13 protein-coding genes and 1 pseudogene are annotated in these 14,631 nt (G+C 51.9%); 4 read left to right on the forward strand and 10 right to left on the reverse strand.

Features of this window, described 5'->3' with window-relative positions; translation table 11 throughout:
• Positions 1-8 precede the first annotated feature (8 nt).
• The 4 genes from dolP to JM656_RS02540 are packed head-to-tail and all read right to left on the reverse strand — an operon-like array spanning position 9 to position 3,612.
• Positions 9-584, reverse strand: a complete 576-nt coding sequence (gene dolP, locus JM656_RS02525; protein ID WP_203359865.1) for a division/outer membrane stress-associated lipid-binding lipoprotein — start codon at positions 582-584, stop codon at positions 9-11.
• Positions 585-593: 9 nt separating this feature from the next.
• Entirely contained in the window at positions 594-1,184 is a 591-nt protein-coding gene (diaA, locus tag JM656_RS02530; protein ID WP_203359866.1) for a DnaA initiator-associating protein DiaA, read from the reverse strand.
• Between the two features lie 20 nt (positions 1,185-1,204).
• The gene (locus tag JM656_RS02535; protein ID WP_203359867.1) at positions 1,205-1,600 is read right to left on the reverse strand and encodes a YraN family protein; all 396 of its coding nucleotides are present in this window, start codon (positions 1,598-1,600) and stop codon (positions 1,205-1,207) included.
• Positions 1,558-3,612 carry a penicillin-binding protein activator gene (locus tag JM656_RS02540; protein ID WP_203359868.1) on the reverse strand — a complete coding sequence of 685 codons (2,055 nt, stop codon included), beginning with the start codon at positions 3,610-3,612 and terminating at the stop codon, positions 1,558-1,560. The genes JM656_RS02535 and JM656_RS02540 overlap by 43 nt, the downstream gene beginning before the upstream one ends.
• A 62-nt stretch (positions 3,613-3,674) precedes the next feature.
• Between JM656_RS02540 and rsmI the strand changes: the two genes are divergently transcribed.
• Complete coding sequence (gene rsmI, locus JM656_RS02545) at positions 3,675-4,538, forward strand: 16S rRNA (cytidine(1402)-2'-O)-methyltransferase (protein ID WP_203359869.1); 864 nt, start codon at positions 3,675-3,677, stop codon at positions 4,536-4,538.
• Between the two features lie 2 nt (positions 4,539-4,540).
• Positions 4,541-5,554 carry a Fic family protein gene (locus JM656_RS02550; protein WP_203359870.1) on the forward strand — a complete coding sequence of 338 codons (1,014 nt, stop codon included), beginning with the start codon at positions 4,541-4,543 and terminating at the stop codon, positions 5,552-5,554.
• Positions 5,555-5,780: 226 nt separating this feature from the next.
• On the opposite strand, the gene JM656_RS02555 is transcribed toward JM656_RS02550, so the two are convergent.
• The 6 genes from JM656_RS02555 to kbaZ all read right to left on the reverse strand — a co-directional run bounded on the left by JM656_RS02555 (position 5,781) and on the right by kbaZ (position 13,450).
• Positions 5,781-6,953, reverse strand: coding sequence for a MalY/PatB family protein (locus JM656_RS02555; RefSeq protein WP_203359871.1), 1,173 nt, complete (start codon positions 6,951-6,953; stop codon positions 5,781-5,783).
• A gap of 12 nt (positions 6,954-6,965) precedes the next feature.
• On the reverse strand, positions 6,966-8,537 hold the full coding sequence (gene malX / locus JM656_RS02560) for a maltose/glucose-specific PTS transporter subunit IIBC (protein ID WP_203359872.1): 1,572 nt from the start codon (positions 8,535-8,537) through the stop codon (positions 6,966-6,968).
• A 121-nt stretch (positions 8,538-8,658) separates the two neighbouring features.
• Positions 8,659-9,531, reverse strand: coding sequence for a tagatose-bisphosphate aldolase subunit KbaY (gene kbaY / locus JM656_RS02565; RefSeq protein ID WP_203359873.1), 873 nt, complete (start codon positions 9,529-9,531; stop codon positions 8,659-8,661).
• 12 nt (positions 9,532-9,543) lie between these two features.
• Complete coding sequence (locus tag JM656_RS02570) at positions 9,544-10,698, reverse strand: AgaS family sugar isomerase (protein ID WP_203359874.1); 1,155 nt, start codon at positions 10,696-10,698, stop codon at positions 9,544-9,546.
• A gap of 308 nt (positions 10,699-11,006) precedes the next feature.
• Positions 11,007-12,140, reverse strand: a complete 1,134-nt coding sequence (nagA, locus tag JM656_RS02575; protein WP_203359875.1) for an N-acetylglucosamine-6-phosphate deacetylase — start codon at positions 12,138-12,140, stop codon at positions 11,007-11,009.
• A 32-nt stretch (positions 12,141-12,172) separates the two neighbouring features.
• Positions 12,173-13,450 carry a tagatose-bisphosphate aldolase subunit KbaZ gene (kbaZ, locus tag JM656_RS02580; RefSeq protein WP_203359876.1) on the reverse strand — a complete coding sequence of 426 codons (1,278 nt, stop codon included), beginning with the start codon at positions 13,448-13,450 and terminating at the stop codon, positions 12,173-12,175.
• Positions 13,451-13,699: 249 nt separating this feature from the next.
• On the opposite strand from kbaZ, the gene JM656_RS02585 reads away from it, so the two are divergent.
• Complete coding sequence (locus JM656_RS02585) at positions 13,700-14,509, forward strand: DeoR family transcriptional regulator (RefSeq protein WP_203359877.1); 810 nt, start codon at positions 13,700-13,702, stop codon at positions 14,507-14,509.
• A 14-nt stretch (positions 14,510-14,523) separates the two neighbouring features.
• Positions 14,524-14,619, forward strand: a pseudogene (locus JM656_RS22200) (hypothetical protein); the annotation flags it as partial.
• Positions 14,620-14,631 lie beyond the last annotated feature (12 nt).

The following is a 14,631-nucleotide window of genomic DNA, read 5'->3' on the forward strand; positions in this document are numbered from 1 at the left end:
GATGATGGCTACTTAATAAAAGTAAAGGCGGTAGTGACGCGTTTCACACCGCTGACGCGACTGGCCATATCCGCCGCTGCTTTCGCTTCACGGTCGGTCACCAGACCCATCAGGAAGACTTCTCCATTTTCGGTGGTCACTTTCACGTTAGACGATTTTACCTGGTCGCTGGTGAGCAACTGGGAGCGTACTTTGGTCGTAATCCAGGTGTCGTTAGAAGCTTCACTCAGGCTAATCGGCTGGCCCTGGCGGACCTCGTTAAACACCTCAGTCGTTCCTTCCACACCCATCGCAATTTGTTTTGCTCGTGAGGAAAGCTCAGCATTCGGCGTCTGGCCGACGAGCAGAACTTTACCCTGATACGCTGTTACGTTGATGCGTGCTTCTTTCTTGATTTGTGCGTCTTTAGACAGCGCACTGCTCACGCGTAACTCCAGGGTACTGTCGTCTACTTGGGTCCCTACGCTACGTGGGTCAGTGACGGCTTTTGTGCCAACGGCTGCAGTACCGACAACGGCAGCAGCGACGCAACCTTGCAACAGCAACGCAGAAATAAGGACTGCGAGCGGCGAAAGTGCCTTCATGTGTACTCCTTAATCATCCTGGTGAGGGAAAAGCGTGTTATCGATCAGATCGCACAAGCAGTTTACCGTCAGCATATGCATTTCCTGAATGCGCGCGCTATGGTGTGAAGGGATACGAATCTCAACATCCTGCGGCCCTAACAATCCGGCCAGTTCGCCCCCGTCATAACCGGTTAGCGCCACAATAGTCATGTCACGAGTGACGGCAGCTTCTACGGCTTTTACGATATCGCGGCTATTGCCACGCGTTGAAATTGCCAACAGGACATCTCCCGCGTGTCCCAGCGCGCGGACCTGTTTGGCATAGATTTCATCATGCAGACGATCGTTAGCAATCGCTGTTAAGACCACATTATCGGTATTAAGTGCAATGGCAGGTAAACTGGGCCGTTCTGTTTCAAAACGGTTGATCATGTTGGCAGCAAAATGCTGTGCGTTGGCAGCGGAGGTACCATTACCACAACAGAGAATTTTGTTGCCATTGAGCAGGGAGTGAACCAGCGTCATGGCGGCACGGGAGATAGCATCCGGGAGCGCTTCTGCCGCAGCAATTTGAGTTTGAATGCTTTCTGTAAAGCAAACTTTGATTCTTTCTAGCACGCTAATCCTTAAATCTTCAATTACGAGCGATCGTTAAACGCATCCTGAATCCACTCAACGTCGTTTCCGGTGAAGGCTAACACATCGAACCGGCAATCCACAGTATCAAAACTTCCGTTATGGCGCGCGAGCCACACGCGGGCGGTCTGTAATAATTTGTGTTGTTTGCTCCGGGTCACACTGGCTGCCGCTCCACCGAACAAGGCGGAGCGGCGGTATCGGACTTCAACAAAAACCGTGGTATTGCCTTCACGCATGATCAGATCGATTTCGCCACCGCGCTCATGCACGTTGGCGGCAATAAAATGCAGTCCTTTGCGCTCCAGCCATCGACGCGCGGCAGCTTCCCACGCGTCTCCGGTCTGTTTATGCGTTAACTGGCGGGAACAACCTGTCCTTGTTGGTATTTGAGCCATGATAACTTCCTGTTAATCACACAATCCGGCGTGGCAGTTAATGTGCCGGTATTTCCGTTAAGCTCAAAACCTTGCATCTGGCGCATTTGCGAGAAATGGTTGGCCAGAGACCAGGCGTCAACGCCCATGGCATACATACGGGCGAGAGAGTAGTCATTACCCACAGCGCTGAGTGCTTGCTGCATCAACGGGGCATTATTGCCCGCCAGCATGGGGATTTCACTGTATTGCAGACCTTCCATTTCCAGACGGAAGTCTGGGCCTGCGGTCCCTTGTGCGCTGCGTGAACTGGCGTACAGCGTCGCACCGCTCTGGCTACCGTTACGCATGGCGATCATCGGCTTAATAAAGGCGATTTCTTCTGGCGTTGCCAGAATATAGACCGCATCCACTCGACCACCGCTGCCTGTGATTTGCGCGTCTGTCGGCGGGGCTGGAATCGTTAGATCGCCAATTGTAACGCCAGGTTGCGACGTAGTGCTGGTGGTGACAGGGCTTCCGCTCAGCGCGATACCTGCACCACCGTTGACGCCCATTCGCAGCTCAGCGGTTGAGCCAAACTTCTGCTGCAACACGGTACCGCCGCCCAATTTCTGCCACTCCTGAGCAAACGCGTTTGTCACGCGATCGCCCAGCCCACTACGCGGAACCAGCAACAGGGGCGCTTGTTTCCCCTGCTCACGGATGTGGCGCGCCGCATCGCGAGCTTCATCTTCCGGCGAGAGGGCAAAGTAACAAATATTGGCGTGGTTCTGTACCGCTTCTGGCTGATTCAGCGCCAGCACATTCAGCGGAGTGTTGCTCTTCATCAGCTCTTCGACGTTATTTTTCAACAGCGGACCGACAACAATGCTGGCGCCATCTTGCTGAACCTGGGCCAGAACCTGGCTCAGTGGTTGGGAATTGGTGTCATAGACTTTCAGTTCCGCCGAAGGGTTCGCTGGGGCGCTTGCCGTTACCGGTTGAGCAGGTGCGGCTTGCACCGCGCTAACCGGTGCGTCGGGTTGCGTCTGCTGATCGTTCGTCAGGTCGCTGACGGAGGCCTGAGAAGGGCTGGCAACGCCGTCGGTGACTTGCGGTTGACTCTCTGCTACGACAGGTTCCGCTGCGGGGGCGGGTACTGCTGCCGGTTGTGAGGCTACCGGCTGAGTCCCCATATTTTTTGCCGCTTCAAAGCCTTTCTGGATAGTGCGACCAAAGACGGCAGCCTGGCCATTCAACGGCAGCAGAAGGGCGATTTTACTGGTGGAGGCGGGTTTGAAGCTCTGAACATTCGTCAGCTGCGTTGGCAACATTTTCGCCCCCGGGTTTTGCGGGTAGCGTTTTTGCCAGTCAACAATGCCAGCCTTCATCATGTTCGGATCGTTACGGTTATCAAACCAGACACGCTGCAGATCCAGCCATCCTTGCAGGACATTTTCATCCGCGTTGATGACCAGCGCCTGAGCTTGCTCCTGCGTCATGGACGAAAGCGCCTGCCAGGTAGCATCGATATTCTTCTGCTTGTCTTTAGCGGCCAGCAACGGCTCCTGAGCGATTAAGGCTCGCAGCAAAGAGAGGGAAGGCTGTCCCTGGCTGGCATCAATTTGCGCCTGCCAGTAACGCGCCTGTTGATTTTGATCGAAATCAGCAGGGGTCAGCTTATCCAGCAACGCCTGCGCGCCAGCCACATCTTTTTGCGCCAGCTTGATTTCCACCGCCAGCAGAGACTGTTCACGGCGTTGGCTATCGTTCAGATTTTGCGGCAACTGGTTAAACAATTCGACCGCCTGCTGACTTTTACCTTCCTTCAGCAGTGCACGAATGGCGAGTAATTGCCAGTTGGTCTTGCTATCATCTGAACTTTGCTGCATCTGTTGCAGATAAAAACCGGAATCAGCCTGTGCAGTGCCCTGCATATGGGCTGCACTCTGATCGGGCGCCTGGGTGCCACAACCGGCGAACATCAAGGCTGCCAGGATAACGGGCAGACAGCGCGCGGCTTTCAAACGACAAAATGTTGAGGGTACCATACTGTATCCAGTGATATTTTTTACGCAATGCTCAATATTAAATCGGCAATACGGACGACACAATGAAACAACACGAATCGGCGGATAATTCTCAAGGCCAGCTCTTTATTGTACCTACTCCTATCGGGAATTTGGCTGATATTACCCAACGAGCGCTCGAAGTTTTGCAAGCCGTTGATTTAATTGCTGCTGAAGATACTCGCCACACGGGTTTATTGTTACAACACTTTGCGATTAACGCTCGCCTGTTTGCGCTGCATGACCATAACGAGCAGCAAAAGGCCGAAACGCTGGTGGCGAAACTCAAAGAAGGGCAGAACATTGCGCTGGTTTCCGATGCGGGAACGCCGCTCATCAACGATCCTGGCTACCACCTGGTGCGTACCTGCCGCGAAGCAGGGATCCGCGTGGTGCCTTTACCGGGGCCGTGTGCCGCGATTGCGGCCTTAAGTGCGGCCGGACTGCCGTCGGACCGTTTTTGCTACGAAGGATTTCTGCCGGCAAAATCCAAAGGGCGTCGCGATGCGATGAAAGCTATCGAAGCAGAACCGCGTACGCTGATTTTCTATGAATCCACCCACCGTTTATTGGACAGCCTGGAAGATATGGTCACCGTGTGGGGGGAGTCCCGCTATGTGGTACTGGCCCGTGAGCTGACAAAAACCTGGGAAACGATTCACGGCGCGCCGGTGGGTGAGCTGCTTGCGTGGGTTAAAGAGGACGAAAACCGCCGCAAAGGTGAGATGGTACTGATTGTCGAAGGGCATAAGGCGCAGGACGACGATCTTCCCGCCGATGCGCTACGCACGCTGGCATTATTACAGGCAGAACTGCCGCTGAAAAAGGCCGCCGCGTTGGCCGCCGAAATTCACGGCGTGAAAAAAAATGCGCTGTATAAGTATGCGCTGGAGCAGCAGGGAGAATAAGAGTGGGTGGATATCAGCCTCCTTTCGTTGTTACCCCATTGATACTCAATCAAGTGATTGAGATTGGTGAGCTTATGGGACACTGGGCGGCGATGGCGGGTAGAACATCCCCTCTTTTACGCAAAGAGAATCGCATTCGTACAATTCAAGCTTCTTTGGCGATTGAACATAATTCGTTGACGACAGAGCAGGTTACCGCTCTGATGGAAGGTAAGCGAATTCTGGCGCCGGCTAAAGATATACAGGAAGTCAGAAATGCCATTCTGGCCTATGAAAAAATGTCGGAGTGGAAAAGTGAACGGCTATCCGATCTCCTACTTGCCCACCGGGTCCTGATGCTAGGGCTGGTCGATAACCCCGGCCAATTGCGTTCCGGGAATGTCGGTGTCTACAGGGAAAATCATCTTATTCATATGGCCCCTCCTGCCTCACAAGTTCCGCGTTTGGTTAATGACTTGCTGGGTTGGTTAAAAACGACAGAACACCACCCGCTTATTGCAGGGGCTGTTTTCCACTATGAATTTGAATTTATTCATCCTTTTGCTGATGGTAATGGGCGAATGGGGCGGTTGTGGCAAACATTAATTCTCCGTGAGTGGCGTACCGAATTGGCATGGCTGCCGGTAGAAACACTGATTCATTACCAGCAGGATCGGTATTATCAGGTGTTAGGGCAGTGCGATCGGCAAAGTAGTTGTACGCCATTTATAGAATTTATTTTGGGCAATATCATCTACGCTTTGAAAGAAGGATTAGGGCAAGCTCCGACGATGTCGGAAGAAATGTCGGAAGAAATGTCGGAAGAAATGTCGGAAGAAATGCCGTTTGAGTTGGTGGAAATAGAAAGACGCATTCTACAGCTCTTATCGACTCAGCCTAAGTTAACCGCTAAAAATATTGCTGATGGATGCGAAATCTCATCCCGAACCGTTGAACGATATCTGAAAGCGTTGCAGCAAAAAGGAAAGTTGCAACGCGTTGGCGCGAAGAAAGGCGGGACGTGGCGAGTGTGCTGAAAGCTATCGGTCTGAATAACGCAAGCCTTCCAGTAAGCATGTCGTATTGTCATGCAGCCACAAAAACGAGGCCGGAATGGCCGCCGTCACGGCAGTGGTCAAGTATTTTTCACCGCTATAGCCTGAAGTGTATTTTGCAGTTGGTTTCGTTTCACGGTGAGTTTTGGTTTTCGTTTTTTAAGATAAACAGTACTGCCCCAAAAGGGACAGTACTGTTGTTCGAGGATCAGTAATGCTTCAACATTCTGTCTATTGACTGTTCCAGCCAGTAACGTTGGGTGCCGAAGTTAATGCGCAAGTAGTTTTCACCGTCTTGTACATAATGGCTGCCATCCTCAATTACCACTCCCGCCTGCCGGGCAAAATGCTGAGTTAATTGCGTCGCACTGCGTTTATCGGCACTGACATCTATCCACGCCAGATATGAAGATTCTGGATTCATCATTTTCCAGTCAGGGAAATGTGATCTGATGGCATCCGTCAGATATAACGCGTTGCTGCGTAGATAGCCATTTAACGCATCCAGCCACGGAAGTCCCTGTTGATAGGCGAAAATAATTCCCCAGACGCCAAAGATATTTGGAGAGGTAATCGAGTTTTTCTCCAACTGCTGGCGAAAACGCTGCCGGAGTGTTGCATCCGGAATCATTGAGTAAGAGGTTTTCAACCCACCTAAGTTAAAGGCTTTGTTAGGTGACGTGAGGACAATCAGGTTATCCGGCGCTGCGCACCCCGATGTCAGGCAACTGACAAACTCCCCGTCAAGAATATGCTCAGCATGCACTTCATCGACGACCAGTATCACACCGTAGCGTTTACACAGTTCTGAAACCTGACGAATTTCAGCGGCGCGCCATATCCGCCCTGACGGGTTATGCGGAGAGCAGAAGAACCACAGTTTCGGGTGATAGGTTTTGAGCTGGCTTTCAATGAGATCAAAATCCAATTGATAGCGATTGTCCTCTACACGCAGTGGATTAGCGAGAACGCGTACATCCTGTCGCTGCGCTGCCATTGCAAACGGATCGTAGACTGGCGTATTCATCATTACGTAATCACCAGGCTGGCAAAATGCCTGAACCGTGTAGTGCAATGTAGAAACGGTACCGTAGGTTAATGTTATCCATGATTTTTCAACACTGACGTGATGACGTTGCCGCTGGAAATTAATAACGGCATCGTAAAATTCGTCAAAGCACCATGTGTATCCGAAAGTCCCGTGCGTGACTATCCGCTGGAAACCCTCAATAACCTCAGGCGGTGAAGTGAAATCCATGTCGGCAATCCACAGTGGAATAAAGTCCGCAGGAACCTCCCCAAAGCGAGAACAGACAAAAGCGTGATCCCATTTCCGGCATTTATCGCTTTTTCGTTCGATGATTTTATCAAAATCAAACACAACAACCTCCTGTTAGATTAACGCTTCAATGCCTGTTTTTACGCTCTGGACTTGTGGTCCGATAATGACCTGCACGCTGTGCGCATCAAGGACAACCACTGACAATGCACCGGCATCCTTTAGTGTTTGCTGATCAATTTTGCTCATATCTTTCACTACCAGACGCAGGCGAGTAATGCAGTTGTCCAGCGAATCAATGTTCTCTTTCCCGCCAAGGGCGCGGAGAATCAGACCATGATCGTATTTCGATTTCCCTCGTGCTTTGGTGTTAGCTTCAACCGCTTGCGATGCCCCTTGTTGATCCTCCTCGCGTCCTGGTGTTTTGATATCGTGTTTGAGGATGTACCAACGGAAGACAAAGAAGTAGGTGGCAAACCATACAATCCCAACAGGGAAGACCAGGTACCATTTTGTTGACAAGCCCTGCATGACACCGAAGATCAGTAAATCAAGAATACCGCCGTCGGTGTTACCGATTGTGACGCCTAACAGCGCCATGACCATCAAGGCCAGGCCTGACATCACAATGTGGAAGACATACAACGCTGGGGCAATAAACAAGAACAAGAATTCGATAGGTTCAGAAATCCCCGTTACCACTGACACCAGCACGCCAGAAAGCAACAGACCTTTAATCACCGGGCGGTTTTCCGGGCGAGCAGTGCGATAAATGGCGTAAGCCACGGCAGGCAGGCCGAAAATGAACGTTGGCATAAACCCTTGTGACAGAAATGCCGTAACATGTGGGCTAAACGGTAAGCCCGCTTTAAGCTCTGCATAGAAGATATTCAGTGCCCCAGCGACCTCATGACCGTTAACAATCTCCATGCCACCCGCTGGGGTGAAACGCACCATCGCGAGCAGAATGTGGTGCAGACCAAAGGGTTTGAGCAACAGTACACCCACGCCGTACAAGAATGGCCCAAAGACGCTGGTACCCTGAATGAGATGACCAATCCCTGCAATGCCAAGCGCGACGTACTCCCACAGAAGAGGAATAAACAGACCCACCAGCGAGAGCGTTAATGCAGTAATAATCGGGACAAAACGGATGCCGCTAAAAAATGCGAAAGCATCATGCAGCACGGTGTCCTGAAAACGCTCATGGAGAAAATAGGTAATTACACCAACCACAATACCGCCAAGTACCCCCATCTCAAGAGTCTGGATACCTAACACGATTGACTGACCCACTTGTTTCATTGCCGCAGGATCAGCAAGTTGGTGAGTAACGCTAAGATAGTAGTTAATGCTCATGTTCATCAGCATGTAACCCACAAAACCGGCAAAGGCGCCTACGGCTTTGTTACGTTTGGCGAGACCCATAGGGATAGCCATGGCAAACATGATAGGAAGATAGGTGAAGGCGAACCCACCTACCATAGCAATAAAGCCGAAGGTTAATTGGGTGAGCTCTCCTCCCAAAAAAGGGAAACTTTTAATTGTTGAAGGACTGGTGACTGAGCTACCAATGCCCAGTAATAAACCCATAAATGCAAGGAGGGATACTGGGAACATAAATGTTTTTCCCAGACTCTGAAAAAACTCCCACGCCTTCGATTTAAACGACTTTACCTGCGTCATGTAGGGACTCCTCGGAATCGATAATATTAATTGAAGGTCCGCCTTGTATTAAGAACGCACCTTCATATTTGAGAGGTTTAGAATTATTTTTTTATGTCGTGATTCTGGTACCTGATATTTTTCAGGCTTCAGCAGTGAGCAGCAGGCGGTTAGCCGAGCCGCAGACATTAACTTTGCTTCTCACCACGTCTTTCATGGCATTCATACCGACGCGCATGTAGTAGCGCGGGTCGTTACCCTGCGGATTTTCAGCAAACCATGCTTTGACAGCGTCGGCGAAGGCGATTTTCAGCTCTGTCGCGACATTGACTTTACATACCCCCAGTTCGATAGCGCGGCGCACATACTCGTCTGGAACATCGCTTGCGCCGTGAAGAACCAACGGCACATTAACCACTTCGCGTATTTCCGCCAGGCGCTGAAAATCAATTTTGGGGCGTTTGGTGTAGAGCCCGTGTGCAGTACCAATTGCAACGGCAAGGCTGTCGACACCGGTCTGCTCAACAAAACGCTTCGCTTCGTGTGGATCGGTCAGGAAGGCGCTTTCTGCATCAACGCTCATGTCATCTTCTACACCACCCAGACGTCCCAGTTCTGCCTCCACGCTGCAGTCACGCGCGTGGCAAAAATCGACAACCGATTTCACCAGTTTCACGTTTTCCTCGAACGGGAAGTGGCTGCCGTCGATCATGGCGCTACGAACGCCTGCATTCACTTTACGGCGGATGTCGTCCAGCGATTCATGGTGATCAAGATGCAGCGCCAGCGGCATGTCATAGGTCGTGGAATAGGCGTTGCACAGCGCGTAAATCTCTTCCAGTGCGATATGTTTGAAGGTGCCCGGCGTCCCGGCAAGGATCACCGGCGATCGCATTTCAGTGCAGACCTCGAGGATCGCCTGGATCGTTTCGGCGTTATGGATGTTGAAGGCGGGAACCGCATAGCCTTTTGCCTGGGCATCCAGAAGAAGATATTTGGTGGAAATAATGCTCATTGCGGGATCCTCTTACGCATTCCAGGGGTGAATAACGACGCCTTGCACAACACGATTTACCGTGCCGCTGGCGGAAGGTGTATCTGGGGTATTACCGACGCTGATGGATTGCGTCAGGGCAAACACTTGCGCGTACATCAGGAAGCAAAATGCCTGCTCCATATCGATAAATGGGCGCGAAGGGGGCAGCAGGATATGTGGACCTGCCTCGATGATGGCGTCGCTTTCAGCCGCAATCGCCATGACGCGCATTGCCTGCTGGTCGCGACGTAATTCAGCCAACAGATCAAGATCGTACTGGCGTGTGTATGGATGGCTGGAGACAAACACCACAACCAGTGTTTCGTCATCGACCAGCGATTTTGGACCGTGGCGGAAACCGGTAGGGGAGTCATAGAACGCAACCAGTTTACCCGCCGTCAGTTCCAACACTTTCAATGCCGATTCGCGCGCAGCACCCTGTAGTCCACCGCTACCGAGATAAACGATGCGTTTCCATGGCGCATTGCCGAACACGCCGTGACTGAAATCGCCGAGGGAAGTGAGGATCGCATGGCAACGATCGGCCACATCACGAAACGTCTGGCTGTTAATAGCTTCAGGGGCGAAAACAGCCAGGCAACTGGCCATCATGGTGGTGATGCTGCTGGTCATTGCAAACCCACGATCGTGGGTTTCTGCAGGCATCAGCAGAGCGAAGGCGTTATCGCTTTCGGCGGAATTTCGATACAAGCTTCCGGCTTCATTGCAGGTGATGGAAAGGTGGTAGCACTCGGGGATGAATTGATTTGCCAGTTCAACGGCGGCAACGCTCTCCGGACTGTTGCCAGAGCGGGCGAAAGAAACCAGCAACAGAGGGTGTGCAGGATTCAGGTAATCCATCGGATTGGTAACCAAATCAGTAGTCGGTACGGCGCTGATGTTTTTTCCGGTGTGGCGTGCGAGCCAGGGAGCGATGATGTCGCCGATAAAAGCCGAGGTGCCTGCACCGGTCAATACGATCCGCAGATCATCCTTACGCAACAGCGGTGTAAGAAAATCGTTGATAGCGGCTCGAAGAGTGTCGATGTTCTTGAGCGAGCGGATCCAGCTTGCGGGTTGCTGGCGGATCTCTTCTTCAGTCCAGGTGCCGGTTGCGGCGGTGGCGGAAGTATAGGTTTCGGGCATAACTCAATCCTTAGTCGTGTGAATTCCACATCAGACGCTGGTCAAAAGACCATAGACTTTCGTTTCATTTCACTTGTTCACATGATCAATTGAATGAAATCTATAAGAAAGAAATCGAAACTTCAATGAAAGAAAAAGGAATAAAACGAAAATTGTGATCAATGAAATGAAAGTGAAATCTATCTCATTGAAATTTAATCTATTGAATTTGGACTCTGGAGCCAGAGAAAGTTGATTAAACGAAAGGAAAAGAAAGAAAAGGCCTTTCGGGTAAACACCGAAGGCCTGTGTGAGACAACGTATCAGGGCTAAAGAGGGTGGGGGTGACCCTGAATCCAGATCTGCTGAAGATGGAGCCCACTATCGAGGGCGATAATGTTGGCGCACTTGCCTGCTCTTAATGATCCGAGTTGGCGCTCTATGCCGAGTAATCGGGCCGGGTGAAGCGAGGCCATGTGGATGGCATCTTCTGGCGAGACAGCTGTGTGTTCAACCATATTACGTACCGCCGCATCAAGTGAGAGTGTGCTGCCAGCGAGTCCGCCTGCGGCGGTTCGCACAATGCCATCACGCATCTCTACTTGCTCGCCACACAGCGAGTAACGCCCATCAGGCATCCCTGCGGCTTGCATTGCATCGGTAATCAGTACCACCCGTTCTTTTGCACAGCAGCAGCAAACTTGCATAGCGCCCGGGTGGACATGATGTCCGTCTGCAATAAGTTCCAGCCAGGCACGCGAATCAATGAGTCCGGCGCCGGCCATCCCAGGTTCACGATGATGCAGTCCGGTCATACCGTTAAAGCAGTGCACTAACCCATCGGCCCCCGCATCAAATGCCTCACGCGTTTGCTCATAGGTGGCTGCGCTGTGTCCAAGCATTACCCGAATGCCTTGTTGCCTGAGATGCTGAATAGCCGCCAGCGCCCCCGGCTTCTCCGGGGCCAGCGCCACCACGCGTAACGTGTGTTGCGAGACAGAAATCAGTGTGTCCAGCTCGGCGATATTCAGTTCGCGAAACAGCTCAGGCGGATGCGCGCCCTTGTTCTGCGGCGTGAAATACGGACCTTCCAGATAACTGCCCAACACTTGCGCGCCAGGCCCCCCGTTTTGGCAACGCTGTGCGATACGCGCCAGCGTGTTGTGGATAGCACTCAACGGAGCCGTGACGGTCGTGGGCAGCCAGCCGCCCACGCCTTCACGTGCCTTATACAGCGCCAGTTTGTCGAGCGTATCGGGAGCCTCATCCATAACATCTATACCGTTGCCGCCATGCACATGAGTATCAATGTACGAAGGGCAGAGTAATTCCGCATCGCGCTGACTGATTCCCGTAGGAATAGGTTCAATGGCGGTGATAACGCCGTTATCGACCCTTAGCTGATAATCATCGAGCCAGCCCTCTTCAGTGAGCAGGCGTCTTGCGCGCAGTAGCATGGCCATATTTTTCCTAATCCTCTGTCTGTGACGGGATGCTATTCCTGACAGGCTGCATGGTACTGTCGCAGGATGTCCTGGATATGGTCGATGATGAGGTCTCGTGGCGCAGCCTTGAGAACCCCCTCGCGGACTTTGACGTACTGCAGCGGTAAATATTGGCTAATGAGCGGCAGTGGAATTGGTTCGTCAGCCAGGTTGCGTACCAGACGGGCAAAAGCGTCATCAATGTGCTGATCCGGCCAGTAATAGCGGATGCGGTCGGAATAGCTGTAGCCGCGAGCAAACCGGCGTGCATTGCCATCGCCGTGGTAGTGGCTTTGCCAGTACTCAGGGCGGTCAATCATCACGCTCTCAAGGACCTGACGTAGTCCGGAGCCTGCTTTTGCAGGGAGTAATTCTTCTTCAATGGCCGCCAGCGAGAAGAGAGCCTCGCGCAACGCGAAGGTGAGAGCCGGTCCTACTTTCAGGATCGCGAAATGATCTTTCACCAGTTGGCGCAACGACTGCGGTGTTTGATAGTCCGTTGAATGCGCTTCAAAGATCAGCGTGTCGTACGCTTCTACCATCGTGCTGAGTGCTTCTGCTTTTTGCGGCTGGTAGTCAATAACATGCGTGTGATCGAACTCGACGCCGGGTTGTACCACCAGTCCAACGATGCGGGGCCAGATGGAATTTAACCCTTGCTTTTCAAATGCGTGTCGATGGGCTTCCAGTGTCGCGCGTGCCGCATCTGGTGTCGTGACTTCAAGTTCGGTGAGTGTCTCATGAGCGCCGCCGGGGACAGGGACTTCGGTGCCGATGACATAAACCAGATCGGCTTCGCCAAAATGTTCGCAGCAGGTTTCTTCCGCGATCCTCGCGAGGCGAGCGGCGCGCTCTGCGACAATCTCGTCAGTCAACGGAACAGGATCGTTGGCGCAGGACATACTGCAATCAAGGTGGATCTTTTTGAATCCTGCGGCAACATAGCTTTTGATCAGCTCGTCTGCATTATCCATGGCCTGATCGGCGGGGAGATTTTGCCAGCGGTTTGGGCCGAGGTGATCGCCTCCCAGAATGAGCTGCGACTGGGGGAAGCCAAGTGAGTCGGCAAGACTGCAAATAAAACCGCGAAAATCGGCGGGCGTCATACCGGTGTAGCCACCGAACTGATCAACCTGGTTCGACGTTGCCTCTACCAGCAACGGAGCCTGGTGTTGGTGGGCATAGCGTATTGCGGCTTCAAGCACCAGTGGATGTGCGGAACAAACGGCATAAATCCCGTTTGTTTTTCCCCGTTTATGCTGTTCCACCATTTCTGTCAGATGTTTCACTTCCCTCTCCCGGTCAGATATCTATGACATTAATCTTTCGTTTTGTTTCGATTGATACTGCTTTATGGTGTCGTAAAAATAAAACGAAAGATATTGGTTTTTCGATCTGTTTCACAAAAGAAACATAATGAAAGGTTTCAGCGGTGTGTTGACGGGGGCATGGCAGGCTTATGGGACTTGCATTCCGCTAAAGGAAAGGCGTTAATAAGAAAAACGAAATGAAACGAAAGATTTACTAAAGGATTTTTTATGAGTAATACCGACGCTTCTGCAGATAAGCGGGTAACGGGTACCAGCGAAAGGCGTGAGCAGATTATTCAGCGGTTGCGACAGCAGGGAAGTGTGCAGGTAAACGATCTTTCAGCATTGTTCGGGGTTTCCACGGTCACAATCCGCAACGATCTGGCGTTTCTGGAAAAACAGGGAATTGCCGTTCGAGCTTACGGCGGCGCGCTGATTTGCGATAGCAATATGCCTGCCGCGGAACCTTCGGTTGAAGATAAAAGTTCGCTTAATACGGCGGTGAAACGCAGTATTGCCCGAGCGGCCGCGGAACTGATCAAACCCGGGCATCGCGTGATCCTTGACTCCGGTACTACCACCTGTGAAATTGCCCGCATGCTACGCCAGCATACCGATGTGATTGCGATGACCAACGGTATGAACGTTGCCAATGCGTTACTCGAAGCGGAAGGGGTTGAACTGCTGATGACGGGCGGGCATTTGCGTCGCCAGTCGCAGTCGTTTTACGGCGATCAGGCGGAACAGTCATTGCAAAATTACCACTTTGATATGCTGTTTCTCGGCGTCGATGCGATCGATTTAGATCGCGGCGTCAGCACGCACAACGAAGATGAGGCCAGACTTAATCGCCGAATGAGTGAAGTGGCGGAACGGATTATCGTCGTCACAGACTCCAGCAAATTTAACCGCTCCAGCCTGCACAAAATTATTGATATGCAGCGTATTGATATGATTATTGTTGATGAAGGCATTCCCGTTGAGTGTCTGGAAGCATTACGGAAAATGGGTATTGATGTGATTCTGGTCGAGAATTAAAGCTCCCTCTTGCACTGGAAGAGACCTTTCGGGGCGCATTTGACAATATTTATCGTGCCTCGCGCAATATTGCAGCCACGCTGGCCGTCGGGATGCACAGTGCGGGGTGACAAGGGCACGCA

It is taken from the genome of Citrobacter sp. R56 (assembly GCF_016811995.1).
In the GTDB taxonomy this organism is placed as follows: Bacteria; Pseudomonadota; Gammaproteobacteria; order Enterobacterales; family Enterobacteriaceae; genus Citrobacter_D; species Citrobacter_D enshiensis.

What these genes read in the sequence shown, in the direction of transcription:
- dolP (WP_203359865.1), bottom strand. Translation starts at nt 584, where the DNA reads ATGAAGGCACTTTCGCCGCTCGCAGTCCTTATTTCTGCGTTGCTGTTG.
- JM656_RS02535 (WP_203359867.1), bottom strand. Translation starts at nt 1,600, where the DNA reads ATGGCTCAAATACCAACAAGGACAGGTTGTTCCCGCCAGTTAACGCAT.
- JM656_RS02540 (WP_203359868.1), bottom strand. Translation starts at nt 3,612, where the DNA reads ATGGTACCCTCAACATTTTGTCGTTTGAAAGCCGCGCGCTGTCTGCCC.
- rsmI (WP_203359869.1), top strand. Translation starts at nt 3,675, where the DNA reads ATGAAACAACACGAATCGGCGGATAATTCTCAAGGCCAGCTCTTTATT.
- malX (WP_203359872.1), bottom strand. Translation starts at nt 8,537, where the DNA reads ATGACGCAGGTAAAGTCGTTTAAATCGAAGGCGTGGGAGTTTTTTCAG.
- kbaY (WP_203359873.1), bottom strand. Translation starts at nt 9,531, where the DNA reads ATGAGCATTATTTCCACCAAATATCTTCTTCTGGATGCCCAGGCAAAA.
- JM656_RS02570 (WP_203359874.1), bottom strand. Translation starts at nt 10,698, where the DNA reads ATGCCCGAAACCTATACTTCCGCCACCGCCGCAACCGGCACCTGGACT.
- nagA (WP_203359875.1), bottom strand. Translation starts at nt 12,140, where the DNA reads ATGGCCATGCTACTGCGCGCAAGACGCCTGCTCACTGAAGAGGGCTGG.
- JM656_RS02585 (WP_203359877.1), top strand. Translation starts at nt 13,700, where the DNA reads ATGAGTAATACCGACGCTTCTGCAGATAAGCGGGTAACGGGTACCAGC.